Source organism: Staphylococcus intermedius NCTC 11048 (genome assembly GCF_002902385.1).
GTDB lineage: Bacteria > Bacillota > Bacilli > Staphylococcales > Staphylococcaceae > Staphylococcus > Staphylococcus intermedius.
In genome coordinates, this window is record NZ_PPQH01000002.1 from 41,454 (window position 1) to 54,660 (window position 13,207).

A 13,207-nucleotide genomic window follows, 5' to 3' on the forward strand; every position below is an offset into this window, starting at 1 on the left:
TTGCTATACTGTATTTATAAATATTCGTGCGACATGCACGCAAGGAGGAACTTTCATGCCTTTAGTTTCAATGAAAGAAATGTTAATCGACGCAAAAGAAAATGGTTATGCTGTAGGTCAATATAACCTAAACAACTTGGAGTTTACACAAGCGATTTTACAAGCGTCTCAAGAAGAGAATGCACCTGTAATTCTTGGTGTATCTGAAGGGGCAGCACGTTACATGGGTGGCTTCTATACTGTAGTTAAAATGGTAGAGGGACTATTACATGACTACGAAATTACAATTCCTGTTGCAATTCATTTAGACCATGGTTCAAGCTTTGAAAAATGTAAAGAAGCGATTGATGCAGGTTTCACATCTGTAATGATCGATGCTTCACATGAGCCATACGAAGACAACGTGAAAATCACGAAAAAAGTTGTAGAATACGCGCACGAACGTGGTGTATCTGTTGAGGCTGAATTAGGAACTGTTGGCGGTCAAGAAGATGACGTTGTTGCTGACGGTGTGATTTATGCAGACCCTATCGAGTGTCAAAACTTAGTTAAAGCTACAGGTATTGATACATTAGCACCTGCATTAGGTTCAGTTCATGGTCCATACAAAGGTGAACCAAACTTAGGCTTTAAAGAAATGGAAGAAATCGGTGCGTCAACTGGTTTACCATTAGTATTACACGGTGGTACGGGCATCCCTACACACGACATTAAAAAAGCGATTTCATTCGGTACAGCTAAAATTAATGTTAACACTGAAAACCAAATTGCTTCAGCAAAACGTGTTCGTGAAGTATTGGATCAAGACAAAGAAGTTTACGATCCACGTAAATACTTAGGACCTGCACGTGAAGCGATTAAAGAAACAGTTATCGGTAAAATTAGAGAGTTCGGTACTTCTGGTAAAGCGGATAACATTAAAGGTTAATTGTTTTTAAAAGATGTCACACACCTTTCACAATTTTGTGCAGTGTGTACATGATTTAATTTAAAAGAGAGTAACATGATCACAAGTTGTGAGTCGGTTACTCTCTTTTTCGTATTTTCATCATAACTTTGATCGTACAATGATGAGGGGAAAGTTCAAAATGTGTCGAATGCGATGCGTTTTAAAGATGCGTGAAGTTGTTGTTGTTCATTCACATTTTCAAAAATTGAACACATCGTATAGCGAAACATAGCCAATCGTCGTTTTTTCATTTTGCAATTTGAAAAAATTTACTTTATAATGCTTTTAATATAGTATTGCAAGGTTAATATGAGCAAGGGAAAAGGAGTTCAATGACATGGCACAAGAAGTGATTAAAATACGAGGTGGTCAAACTTTAAAAGGAAGTGTTGAAATTAATGGTGCAAAAAACAGTTCAGTTGCCATTATACCTGCGACATTAATGGCAGAAGCACCGGTCACTTTAGATGGCTTACCGCAAATTTCTGACGTTGAAACTTTAGTCAGTTTATTGGGAGATTTAAACATTAAGACCGAACTCAACGGTACAACTTTATCAGTAGACCCAACACAGATTGAAAATGCCCCTTTGCCGAACAATAAAGTTGAATCTTTGCGTGCTTCTTATTATATGATGGGGGCGATGCTCGGCCGTTTTAAAAAGTGCGTCATTGGTCTACCTGGCGGATGTCCACTTGGGCCGAGACCGATAGACCAACATATTAAAGGTTTTAAGGCTTTAGGTGCAACGGTGGATGAATCGAGCATGACATCAATGAAAATTGAAGCTGACCGTTTGATCGGCGCGAACATTTACTTAGACATTGTCAGTGTAGGTGCAACAATTAATATTATGCTGGCTGCGACACGTGCGGAAGGGCAAACCATTATCGAGAATGCAGCAAAAGAGCCAGAAGTCGTTGATGTTGCCAACTTTTTAAATAGTATGGGTGCAAAGATCACAGGTGCGGGCACAAGTTCGATTAAAATTGTAGGTGTGTCGCATTTACACGGGAGTCGTCACGCTATTATTCCGGATCGTATCGAAGCGGGAACGTACATGTGCATTGCGGCTGCTTGTGGTGAGTCGATACATATCGACAACATCATTCCGAAACATATGGAGCCGCTCACTGTGAAATTGAAAGAGTTAGGTGTTACAATAGAGACAGGCGATGACTACATGATTGTCCAAGCTGCTGCACCATACAAAAGCGTGGATATTAAAACGCTCGTATACCCCGGATTTGCAACAGATTTACAACAACCTATTACACCTTTACTCTTCCTAGCAAATGGACCTAGTTTTGTCACTGAAACGATTTATCCAGAGCGCTTTAGACATGTGCAAGAATTACAAAAGATGAATGGATTGATAACGGCAGACCGAGGTACTGCGACAGTGAAACCTTCACAATTAACCGGCGCTGAAGTGTATGCTAGTGACTTACGCGCAGGTGCATGCCTTATCGTAGCGGGATTGTTAGCAGAAGGTGTGACAACGATTTACAATGTTAAACATATTTACCGAGGTTATACAGATATTGTGAAAACACTTAAAGCGTTAGGTGCAGATATTTGGACGGAGCAAGTTGAGGCTTAATCTGTTATGTGTTGTTATCACAAATTTAAAAATGCGAGGTGATAACCATGGAAGTATGTCCATATTTAGAAGAAACATTTAAAATATTAGGGCGCAGTTGGAACGGTTTAATTTTACATTACCTTTCTACCCGCGATGAATATAAAGCGCATTTTTCAGAGATGAGAAGAGATTTACGTCCTATTACCAATAGAGCATTGTCAATGAAAGTAGCTGAATTGGCTGATGCAGGTTTATTAACGAAAGAAGTCATCTCTACAAACCCACCATCAGTTTGTTACCATTTAACAGAAAAAGGGGTGGCATTGGCACGTGCATTAGAACCCCTCGAAACTTGGGCACATGATTATATTGATTTAAAAGAAAAAGTGCAATAAGCTTTTAAAAAGATAATAGGAAAGAGTAAGCCGACGCGACGATATTGCGTATGTGCTTACTCTTTTTTGTACGTTGCGTTGTTCCGCTCAAATCCTTGTATAGAAAACGGTAGATTCACTTTTCAATGGGGAGATGCAATGATAGAATATTTTCGATTTGTTTTGTCAGGTTTGAAAATGACTCAACATGGCAATACAATGGATATGACATTAAACGAAGGAGTGTTTGTTCATGAGAGATCAAACAAAGCAATATATTAATGGTGAATGGGTTGAAAGCAATAGTGGTGAAACAATGGCAGTCATCAACCCAGCCACGGAAGAAGTATTAGGGCATATCGCAAAAGGGAATAAAGCGGATGTAGATCAAGCAGTTCAAGCTGCCCATGACGTGTATCTTTCGTTTCGTAACACTTCTGTTAAAGAACGACAAGCATTGTTAGATCGTATTGTTAAAGAATATGAAAATCGTAAAGATGATTTAATCGAAGCGATGACTTTAGAACTGGGTGCACCCATCACGCAATCAGAAAAAGTGCACTATCAAATGGGATTAAATCACTTTAAAGCTGCACGTGATGCGTTAGATACTTTCCAATTTGAAGAACGTCGTGGAGACAACTTAATCGTGAAAGAAGCCATTGGTGTTGCAGGACTGGTTACGCCATGGAACTTTCCAACAAACCAAACTTCACTTAAGTTAGCAGCAGCATTTGCGGCAGGAAGTCCAGTTGTACTCAAACCATCTGAAATGACGCCTTATGCAGCAATCATTTTAGCTGAAATTTTCGATAAAGTTGGCGTTCCAAAAGGTGTGTTTAACTTAGTGAATGGTGACGGTGAAGGTGTCGGTACACCGTTAAGTCATCATCCGGATGTTCGTATGGTTTCGTTCACTGGTTCTGGTGGTACAGGCTCAAAAATTATGGAAGCAGCGAGCAAAGATTTCAAAAAAGTATCACTTGAATTAGGGGGTAAATCGCCATTTATTGTTTTAGATGATGCAGACCTTGAAGAGGCAGCTCAAGCAGCAGTAAAGAAAGTTGTTAATAATACAGGTCAAGTGTGTACAGCAGGCACACGTACGCTTGTACCAGAAAGCATTAAAGACGATTTCCTCAAAGAAGTGAAAAAGCAAATGGCGAAAGTTAAAGTGGGCGATCCACAAAATGCTGAAACACAAATGGGGCCTATTGTCAGTGAAAAGCAATACAACCAAGTGCAGGACTATATTCAAAAAGGTATCGATGAAGGTGCGGAACTCTTTTATGGTGGTACAGGTAAACCGGATGGCCTCGAAAAAGGTTATTTCGCTAAGCCAACCATCTTTACAAATGTGAACAATCAAATGACAATCGCCCAAGAAGAAATTTTTGGACCTGTGATGTCAATTATTACGTATAAAGATTTAGACGAAGCGATTGAAATTGCCAACGATACCAAATATGGCCTTGCAGGTTATGTTTTCGGTAAAAATAAAGATAACTTGATTCGTGTTGCACGCGCAATTGAAGCAGGTACGATTGAAATTAACGAAGCCGGACGTACGCCTGATTTACCATTTGGTGGTTATAAGCAATCAGGTATTGGTCGCGAATGGGGAGACTTCGGAATTGAAGAATTTTTAGAAGTGAAATCCATTGCAGGCTACTACAAAGGGTAATCGTTGTTAAGTCAATAAAAGTGAGCGCGCTTTTATTATTCATGATGTTCGTCAAACAAATTGAGAGAGGATTAGGAGATCAATGACGCTTTCCTAGTCCTTTCTTTTTTACTATTAGAAAAATTGAACGTATGAACAATAAAGGCAAAATGGGCTGAACGGTACACGTGAAATGGATGATTTTCAATTTATGGACGTTTCATGACATTTCCGTGGCGCAAAATGGGGTCAATATAAAATAATGTGCATAATTGATGGTATTTATTGAAAAAATAGGATGTATGAAATTCGGATTTTTGGCATCATGACCATTGAAGTTTTGTCATAACCGTTATTATTTGATATAGTTAGGTTTAATCGTAACATTTGCGATTAATAAAGAATTTAAAACGAAATGAGTGTTTAACATGTCAAGGGAAAGAACGTCTCCGCAATATGAATCTTTTCATGAATTATACAAGAATTATACAACTAAGGCCCTCACTGAAAAGGCAAAATCTCTTAAACTTGTTAACTATAGTAAATTAAACAAAAAAGAACTCGTACTTGCAATCATGGAAGCACAAATGGAACAAGATGGAAACTACTATATGGAAGGTATCCTCGATGATATCCAACAAGATGGTTACGGATTTTTAAGAACGGTTAACTTCTCAAAAGGTGAAAAAGATATATATATTTCTGCAAGTCAAATTCGCCGATTCGAAATAAAATTAGGAGATAAAGTAACCGGAAAAGTTCGAAAGCCGAAAGAAAACGAAAAATATTATGGATTACTACAAGTTGACTTTGTAAATGATCATAACGCAGAAGAAGTCAAAAAACGCCCTCACTTCCAAGCTCTTACACCTTTATATCCAGATGAACGAATCAAATTAGAAACAGAGTCTCAAAACTATTCAACACGTGTCATGGACTTAATTACGCCTATTGGTCTAGGTCAGCGTGGTTTAATTGTTGCACCACCTAAAGCAGGGAAAACCACTTTACTCAAAGAAATTGCTAATGCGATTGTTACGAACAAACCGAATGCGAAACTTTTCATATTACTCATCGGAGAACGACCAGAAGAAGTGACTGATATCGAACGCTCAGTCGATGAAGCGGAAGTCGTGCACTCTACGTTTGATGAACATCCAAAACATCATGTAAAAGTAGCTGAATTATTACTTGAACGTGCAAAACGTCTTGTAGAAATTGGTGAAGATGTCATTATTTTAATGGATTCAATTACACGTTTAGCACGTGCGTATAACCTTGTTGTACCGCCAAGTGGTCGTACGTTGTCTGGTGGTTTAGATCCAGCGTCATTACATGGTCCTAAAACATTTTTTGGTGCTGCCAGAAACATCGAAGCAGGCGGAAGTTTAACGATTTTAGCCACTGCATTAGTCGATACAGGCTCACGTATGGATGACATGATTTATGAGGAATTTAAAGGAACAGGCAACATGGAGCTACACTTAGATCGACGCCTTTCAGAACGTCGCATTTTCCCAGCGATTGATATTTCTAGAAGTTCGACACGTAAAGAAGAACTCCTCGTTCCGAAAAATGAATTGGATAGCTTGTGGCAATTGCGCAATATGTTTTCAAATTCACCTGACTTTACAGAGCGTTTCATTCGTAAGTTGAAGAAAACAAAATCCAATGCCGAATTTTTCGAAGTCTTACAACAAAGTGCGGCTGAAAGTAGTAAGACAGGAAAACCTATTATTTAATTTTAATTATTTCAGATGTAGGGTTGCAATTTCATCATCCGGCCTATATAATGTTTAAGTATTGGGTAAAAACTCACAAATAACTCTGTTCCGGATGGTTCAGGGCAAAGGAGCTGAAAATTATGAAACAAGGGATTCATCCAGAATACCGTAAAGTTATCTTTTTAGATACGACAACAGATTACAAATTTTTAAGTGGTTCTACTAAATTTTCAAACGAAACAATGGAATGGGAAGATGGTAACGAGTACCCAGTTATTCGTTTAGATATTTCTTCTGATTCACATCCATTCTACACAGGACGTCAAAAATTTGCTGCGGCAGATGGTCGTGTGGAACGTTTCAACAAAAAATTTGGTCTCAAATCAGACAACTAAGACAACAATGGCTTGGGTGGATAGTCATCCGCTCAAACTTTGTGCTTGATGAAATGTGAATAAACGATACGCCAACACGTTTTCTTTGATACTGCATCATAAGAGGACGTGTTGTGTGTTAAAGTGGGTAAACGAAATCTAAACCATTAGATTGTGTACCCACTTTTTTATTGCTTGATTTGTTGCGTGTGCGTGCATCATCTGAGAGATATTTTAAGATGTTGCGCTGACCAGTAATAGTGGTGACTGACAAGTATGAAATCAGAGAATGAACTGACATCACACATTGGCAACTGTGTATACACGATTTCAAATTAAAAAAGCGATCATTTTATGAATTTTGATATACATACGAATTACATCAACGAATACGCATATTTTATGATATAATGAATTGATTTTGTTTTGATAAAGGTGGAAAGAATCATGTATGAAGCGTACCATTCAGGTTGGATAGAATGCATTACTGGAAGCATGTTTAGTGGTAAGTCAGAAGAGCTCATCAGACGCTTACGCCGAGGTGTCTATGCAAAGCAAAAAGTGGTTGTATTTAAACCGACCATTGACGACCGCTACCACAAAGAAAAAGTCGTTTCTCATAATGGAAATGAAATAGAAGCGATAAATATTTCTAAAGCAAGTGAGATATGGCATCATGACTTAAATGGTGTCGATATTATCGGTATTGATGAAATTCAATTTTTTGATCGTGAGATTGTAGATATTGCAGAAACGCTTGCCGAAAGAGGGTATCGCGTCATTACTGCAGGTCTTGATATGGATTTTAAAGGCGAACCTTTTCACCCTGTTCCTGAAATGTTAGCGGTGAGTGAACATATTACAAAATTGCAAGCGGTCTGTGCTGTTTGTGGGGCGTCATCGAGTCGTACACAACGATTAATTGATGGCAAACCTGCAAAAGTGGATGATCCGATTATACTTGTAGGTGCAAATGAAAGCTATGAGCCACGTTGTCGTGCACATCATATTGTCGCACCGAGTGAAAATGATAAGGAGGCGTTGGAATAATGTTTGATCAATTAGACATTGTTGAAGAACGTTATGAACAACTGAATGAATTGTTAAGCGATCCAGAAGTTGTCAGTGATTCAAATCTTCTTAGAAAATATTCTAAAGAACAATCCGAATTACAGAAAACGGTAGAAGTGTACCGTCAATATAAACAAGTGAAAGAAGATACTGAGGAAATTGAATTAATGCTTGCTGAAACAGATGACGCTGATGAAGTTGAAATGTTAAAAGAAGAAGCAGCTGCATTAAAAGCGCAAGTGCCTGAACTTGAAGAGCAGTTAAAATTATTACTCATCCCTAAAGATCCAAATGACGAAAAAGACGTTATTGTGGAAATTCGTGGGGCTGCAGGTGGCGATGAAGCGGCGATTTTTGCGGGGGATCTATTCCGTATGTATTCAAAGTTTGCAGAGTCACATCGTTTTAAACTTGAAATTGTAGAAGCGACAGAAAGTGATCACGGTGGCTACAAAGAAATCAGTTTCTCTGTTTCTGGAGATGGTGCATACAGTAAGTTGAAATATGAAAATGGTGCACACCGTGTTCAACGTGTCCCTGAAACAGAGTCAGGTGGTCGTATTCATACATCAACGGCTACTGTGGCAGTACTCCCGGAAGTTGAGGATGTAGAAATTGAAATCCGTAATGAAGACTTGAAAATTGATACGTATCGTTCAAGTGGTGCGGGTGGACAGCACGTCAATACGACTGACTCTGCCGTTCGTATTACCCATATTCCAACTGGGGTCATTGCGACGTCTTCAGAAAAATCGCAAATTCAAAACCGTGAAAAAGCGATGAAAGTATTGAAAGCGCGCTTATATGATATGAAGTTGCAAGAAGAACAACAAAAATATGCAGCGCAACGTAAGTCAGCGGTGGGTACGGGTGACCGTTCAGAACGTATTCGTACATATAACTACCCACAAAGCCGTGTAACTGACCACCGTATTGGTTTAACATTGCAAAAATTAGACCAAATTATGGAAGGCAAGTTGGATGAAATTGTGGATGCGTTAACGATGCATGAACAAACTGAGAAGTTGAAAGAGCTTAATACTGGTGAATTATAAACAGTGGCGCCAACATGCTGAGCAGCAAATGAGGGACAAAGGGTACGACGTGAACGCCATCCAATGGTTCTTGATGGATACAATGCAATGGTCACGAACGTCACTGATTTTAAATGAAATGACGATGATTCCAGAAACAACGCGAACACAGCTCGATGAAGGTTTAACCGAACTACTCACGGGCATGCCAGTACAATATGTTGTCGGTCAAGCTGAATTTTACGGTCGTCCATTTAAAGTGAACTCGGATGTACTTATTCCGAGACCTGAAACAGAAGAAGTGGTGCAGTACTTTTTAAATCAACTCAAAGATGCAACATGTGTCGCTGATATTGGTGTAGGAAGTGGTGCGATCGCAGTCACATTAAAAGCTGAAAGACCTGAACTACATGTGTTTGCAACAGACATTTCGTCTCAAGCGTTAACGGTCGCACAAGAAAATGCACAGCGTCTGCAACAAGACATCACTTTTCTACAAGGTAATGCATTACAACCGCTCATTGATCAAGGTATTCGACTGGATGGTTTAATTTCTAATCCACCGTATATTGGTGAACATGAACGTGATTTGATGGATGTCAGTGTCATTCAATATGAACCGCATGTCGCACTGTTTGCAGAACAAGAAGGTTATCAAGTGTATGCCGCAATATTACGTGATTTACCATATGTGATGCAAGAAGGTGCGCCAGTCGTCTTTGAAATTGGTTTCCAACAAGGTGTACAGTTGACGCGGATGATGCAACAGTTATATCCGCATATCACGACGAATGTGATTAATGATATCAACGGCCATGCACGGATCTTTCATTTTAAATGGCGTACACCGTCATCACCGACGTTGGCGCACAATTAAAATGACTTAGCCGCGCTTGTAATCATGGCGCGGTGTCATACTTAACAGTAATTAAAAATGGATGTACGACATTAAAATCTAAGACCTATCTTATGATTGAAGTCATGCATCCATTTTTATTTTTATAGTAAAATAGAAGTGAAGGAGAGGTGGACGTTAATGTCAGAAACGAAAATTTGGGATGTTCGAGATTATACAACACGTTTAGACGAATATCCGAAATTACCAGAAATTATCAAAACATTACAAAATGGCGGTCTCGTCGTACTACCTACAGAAACGGTTTACGGTTTAGGGGGGAATGCGAAAGACGATGTAGCTATTCGTAAAATCTATGAAGCAAAAGGTCGTCCTTCCGATAATCCTTTAATCGTACACATTCATGATACGGATCAGCTTGATGACTTTGTCGCAGATATTTCGGATGCGACGCGTAGATTAATGGAAGCTTTTTGGCCAGGACCGATCACCTTTATTTTACCGTTAAAACAAGGATTCTTATGTGATCGTGTCACGGGTGGATTAAATTCCGTTGCAGTGCGTATGCCGAGTCATCCTGTAGCTTTAGCATTGTTAAAAGCAGTCGATTTGCCGATTGCAGCACCAAGCGCAAATTTAAGTGGGCGTCCTTCTCCAACAACGTTTGAACATGCGTTTAATGATTTGAATCAGCGTGTGGATGGCATCATGCATTCTACGCAAAGTGATGCAGGATTGGAAAGTACGGTTGTAGATTGTACATCATTTCCATTTCGAATTGCACGGCCAGGTACGATTACGCGCAACATGTTAAATGATATTTTGCCGCAATCGATTGAAAGTCACATACCACTAGCTACTGAAAAGCCCATTGCACCAGGGATGAAATATCGTCATTACGCACCGTCAACCCCTCTGAAAATGATAGAACAGTTGAATGCACCGATTGATGAACGCGCACATGAGGACTGGTCGAAAATTACATTTATCGTGCCTGAAACGAAGAAAAAGTTTTTGCCAACAAGTGCGCAAGTCATTGTGATGAGTGAAAGCGAAACCGATATTCAAGGTGCAAACCATAATCTGTATGACGTGTTACATCAATTAGACCAATTAGATGATGTCGACATGGCGTATATTTATGGATTTGATGATAATTTTGAAACAGAAGCATTAAGAAACCGAATGCTTAAAGCGGTCAGCCAACAAGTTGTAAAGGATGAGTCATTATGAAAATCGTATTTGTATGTACGGGCAACACGTGTCGTAGTCCGTTAGCGGAAAGCATTGCGAAACAATTAATGCCAGATTTTGAAATTGTTTCAAGAGGGTTGATGGCACAGGAAGGTCAGCCGATTTCACCTCATAGTCGTGAATTGATACAGCGTCATGAATTACCGAATCCCAATACTGCACAATTATTTGACGCACGTGATGCTGAAGCGGATTTAATTTTAACAATGACGCGTTCGCATCAACAAATGATTCAGGCCGTGTATGGAGCAGAAGTGAACGTGTATGCATTAAATGATTATGTAGATGAAGATATGGCTGTGGAAGACCCTTATGGTGGGGCGTTTGAATCATATGAACAAGTCTTTAATCAATTGACACGGATGATCGAAAAGTTAAAGTCTAAATTAGTAACAGAATAATTGTATAATCAGTATAAGTTGAAGAAAAAATAAGTTATAATAAAGAACGTATAGCATGTTTCGTCGTTCTTTAATGATTGTTTTTTTGACTCATACGTTTGACAAGGGGGTAATCATATGAAGGAATTAAATCAATTATTGGAAGAACTTAAAGCCCAATCGTTTTTTAATGCAGGTGAGATATGTGTCATAGGTTGTTCGACTTCTGAAGTTCAAGGGGCGCGTATCGGCACGACTGGTTCGATAGATGTCGCAAAGGAAATTTTCGAAGCACTTGTTAAGATTCAACAGGAGACAGGTGTTTCATTTGCGTTCCAAGGTTGTGAGCATATCAATCGTGCCATCACTATCGAGCGTAAAGATTTTGATCCCTATGTGATGACTGAGGTATCTGTCGTTCCAGATGTGCATGCTGGGGGTTCATTGTCAACGCATGCATATCGTCATATGGAAGCGCCCATGGTTGTTGAACACATCCGAGCTGACAAAGGTATTGATATCGGTCAAACATTGATTGGTATGCATCTCAAGCATGTGGCAGTACCTGTTCGGACTACAGTGAAACAAGTTGGCCAAGCAATTGTCACTGTAGCAACATCTCGACCGAAAAAAATCGGGGGCGAACGTGCTAAATATCAACTTTAACAGAAAAGAGGGAATTGTCTATGTCATTTCTTGCTAAACAAGATAAGTCTGTATTTGAAAGTATTCAAAAAGAGTTTCATCGTCAAAACACAAGCATTGAACTTATCGCATCTGAGAACTTTGTATCTGAAGCAGTGATGGAAGCACAAGGTTCAGTGATGACGAACAAATATGCTGAAGGTTATCCTGGACGCCGTTACTATGGTGGTTGTGTATTTGTAGACCAAACTGAACAGCTTGCAATTGATAGAGCAAAAGCACTTTTCAATGCTGAACATGTTAATGTACAACCCCATTCTGGTTCACAAGCAAATATGGCAGTATATCTTGTTGCACTTGAACATGGTGACACTGTACTCGGCATGAATTTAAGTCATGGCGGTCACTTAACGCACGGTTCACCCGTTAACTTTAGTGGTAAGTTCTACAATTTTGTGGAATATGGTGTATCTAAAGAAGAAGAGCATATTGACTATGAAGAAGTTCGTAAGTTAGCTAAAGAACACAAGCCAAAGTTAATTGTAGCAGGTGCATCTGCATATTCACGTTCAATTGACTTCAAGAAATTTAAAGAAATTGCTGATGAAGTCGGCGCGAAGTTAATGGTAGATATGGCACATATTGCAGGGCTTGTTGCAGCGGGTCTTCACCAAAACCCAGTTGAATTTGCGGATTTCGTTACAACAACAACACATAAAACATTACGTGGTCCTCGTGGCGGTATGATTTTATGTAAAGAAGAATATAAAAAAGAGATTGATAAAACAATTTTCCCTGGCATTCAAGGTGGTCCACTTGAGCATGTGATCTCTGCGAAAGCTGTTGCATTTGGAGAAGCATTACAACCAGAATTCAAAACGTATCAACAACAAGTCATTAAGAATGCACAAATGCTTGCAAAAACTTTAAAAGACAATGGCTTCAGAATTGTATCTGGTGGTACAGACAACCATCTTGTATCAGTAGACGTCAAAGGTTCAGTTGGCATTACTGGTAAAGTCGCAGAAGAAGCACTTGATGAAATCGGTATTACATGTAATAAAAATACGATTCCATTTGATCAAGAAAAGCCTTTCGTTACAAGTGGTATTCGTTTAGGTACACCAGCTGCTACGACGCGTGGTTTTGATGAAAAAGCATTTGAAGAAGTGGGCCGTATCATTAGCGATGTCCTTAAAAATCACGAAGACGAAAAAGTTTTAGCAGACGCGAAGTCACGTGTTCAAGCGTTGACAGAAAAATTCCCTTTATATCAATAAACCGATTATTTTAGAACA

General features: G+C 39.2%; 13 protein-coding genes. All 13 read left to right on the forward strand.

Going from position 1 to position 13,207, the window contains the following annotated elements; all coding sequences use genetic code 11:
* The first annotated feature begins 55 nt into the window (after window positions 1–55).
* Window positions 56–928 carry a class IIb fructose-bisphosphate aldolase FdaB gene (gene fdaB, locus CD138_RS00555; RefSeq protein ID WP_019169281.1) on the forward strand — a complete coding sequence of 291 codons (873 nt, stop codon included), beginning with the start codon at window positions 56–58 and terminating at the stop codon, window positions 926–928.
* 358 nt (window positions 929–1,286) lie between these two features.
* The gene (gene murA / locus CD138_RS00560; RefSeq protein WP_019169282.1) at window positions 1,287–2,552 is read left to right on the forward strand and encodes a UDP-N-acetylglucosamine 1-carboxyvinyltransferase; all 1,266 of its coding nucleotides are present in this window, start codon (window positions 1,287–1,289) and stop codon (window positions 2,550–2,552) included.
* Window positions 2,553–2,599: 47 nt separating this feature from the next.
* Window positions 2,600–2,929: a winged helix-turn-helix transcriptional regulator gene (locus CD138_RS00565; RefSeq protein WP_019169283.1), complete on the forward strand. Its 330-nt coding sequence runs from the start codon at window positions 2,600–2,602 to the stop codon at window positions 2,927–2,929.
* 232 nt (window positions 2,930–3,161) lie between these two features.
* Complete coding sequence (locus CD138_RS00570) at window positions 3,162–4,592, forward strand: aldehyde dehydrogenase family protein (protein WP_019169284.1); 1,431 nt, start codon at window positions 3,162–3,164, stop codon at window positions 4,590–4,592.
* Window positions 4,593–4,999: 407 nt separating this feature from the next.
* Window positions 5,000–6,313: a transcription termination factor Rho gene (rho, locus tag CD138_RS00575; RefSeq protein WP_019169285.1), complete on the forward strand. Its 1,314-nt coding sequence runs from the start codon at window positions 5,000–5,002 to the stop codon at window positions 6,311–6,313.
* A gap of 122 nt (window positions 6,314–6,435) precedes the next feature.
* Window positions 6,436–6,690, forward strand: coding sequence for a type B 50S ribosomal protein L31 (locus CD138_RS00580; RefSeq protein ID WP_014613331.1), 255 nt, complete (start codon window positions 6,436–6,438; stop codon window positions 6,688–6,690).
* Window positions 6,691–7,116: 426 nt separating this feature from the next.
* Complete coding sequence (locus CD138_RS00585) at window positions 7,117–7,719, forward strand: thymidine kinase (protein ID WP_019169286.1); 603 nt, start codon at window positions 7,117–7,119, stop codon at window positions 7,717–7,719.
* Window positions 7,719–8,795 carry a peptide chain release factor 1 gene (gene prfA / locus CD138_RS00590; RefSeq protein ID WP_019169287.1) on the forward strand — a complete coding sequence of 359 codons (1,077 nt, stop codon included), beginning with the start codon at window positions 7,719–7,721 and terminating at the stop codon, window positions 8,793–8,795. Before CD138_RS00585 ends, prfA begins: the two co-directional genes overlap by 1 nt.
* On the forward strand, window positions 8,785–9,651 hold the full coding sequence (gene prmC, locus CD138_RS00595; protein ID WP_019169288.1) for a peptide chain release factor N(5)-glutamine methyltransferase: 867 nt from the start codon (window positions 8,785–8,787) through the stop codon (window positions 9,649–9,651). Before prfA ends, prmC begins: the two co-directional genes overlap by 11 nt.
* Window positions 9,652–9,810: 159 nt before the next feature.
* Window positions 9,811–10,863: an L-threonylcarbamoyladenylate synthase gene (locus CD138_RS00600; protein WP_019169289.1), complete on the forward strand. Its 1,053-nt coding sequence runs from the start codon at window positions 9,811–9,813 to the stop codon at window positions 10,861–10,863.
* A complete protein-coding gene (locus CD138_RS00605) occupies window positions 10,860–11,285 on the forward strand; it encodes a low molecular weight protein arginine phosphatase (RefSeq protein WP_019169290.1) in 426 nt (141 codons plus the stop codon). The genes CD138_RS00600 and CD138_RS00605 overlap by 4 nt, the downstream gene beginning before the upstream one ends.
* A gap of 117 nt (window positions 11,286–11,402) precedes the next feature.
* Window positions 11,403–11,930, forward strand: a complete 528-nt coding sequence (locus CD138_RS00610; RefSeq protein WP_019169291.1) for a TIGR01440 family protein — start codon at window positions 11,403–11,405, stop codon at window positions 11,928–11,930.
* 20 nt (window positions 11,931–11,950) lie between these two features.
* Window positions 11,951–13,189, forward strand: coding sequence for a serine hydroxymethyltransferase (gene glyA / locus CD138_RS00615; protein ID WP_019169292.1), 1,239 nt, complete (start codon window positions 11,951–11,953; stop codon window positions 13,187–13,189).
* The last annotated feature ends 18 nt before the right edge of the window (window positions 13,190–13,207 follow it).

What these genes read in the sequence shown, in the direction of transcription:
- fdaB (WP_019169281.1), top strand. Translation starts at nt 56, where the DNA reads ATGCCTTTAGTTTCAATGAAAGAAATGTTAATCGACGCAAAAGAAAAT.
- murA (WP_019169282.1), top strand. Translation starts at nt 1,287, where the DNA reads ATGGCACAAGAAGTGATTAAAATACGAGGTGGTCAAACTTTAAAAGGA.
- CD138_RS00565 (WP_019169283.1), top strand. Translation starts at nt 2,600, where the DNA reads ATGGAAGTATGTCCATATTTAGAAGAAACATTTAAAATATTAGGGCGC.
- CD138_RS00570 (WP_019169284.1), top strand. Translation starts at nt 3,162, where the DNA reads ATGAGAGATCAAACAAAGCAATATATTAATGGTGAATGGGTTGAAAGC.
- rho (WP_019169285.1), top strand. Translation starts at nt 5,000, where the DNA reads ATGTCAAGGGAAAGAACGTCTCCGCAATATGAATCTTTTCATGAATTA.
- CD138_RS00580 (WP_014613331.1), top strand. Translation starts at nt 6,436, where the DNA reads ATGAAACAAGGGATTCATCCAGAATACCGTAAAGTTATCTTTTTAGAT.
- CD138_RS00585 (WP_019169286.1), top strand. Translation starts at nt 7,117, where the DNA reads ATGTATGAAGCGTACCATTCAGGTTGGATAGAATGCATTACTGGAAGC.
- prfA (WP_019169287.1), top strand. Translation starts at nt 7,719, where the DNA reads ATGTTTGATCAATTAGACATTGTTGAAGAACGTTATGAACAACTGAAT.
- CD138_RS00600 (WP_019169289.1), top strand. Translation starts at nt 9,811, where the DNA reads ATGTCAGAAACGAAAATTTGGGATGTTCGAGATTATACAACACGTTTA.
- CD138_RS00605 (WP_019169290.1), top strand. Translation starts at nt 10,860, where the DNA reads ATGAAAATCGTATTTGTATGTACGGGCAACACGTGTCGTAGTCCGTTA.
- CD138_RS00610 (WP_019169291.1), top strand. Translation starts at nt 11,403, where the DNA reads ATGAAGGAATTAAATCAATTATTGGAAGAACTTAAAGCCCAATCGTTT.
- glyA (WP_019169292.1), top strand. Translation starts at nt 11,951, where the DNA reads ATGTCATTTCTTGCTAAACAAGATAAGTCTGTATTTGAAAGTATTCAA.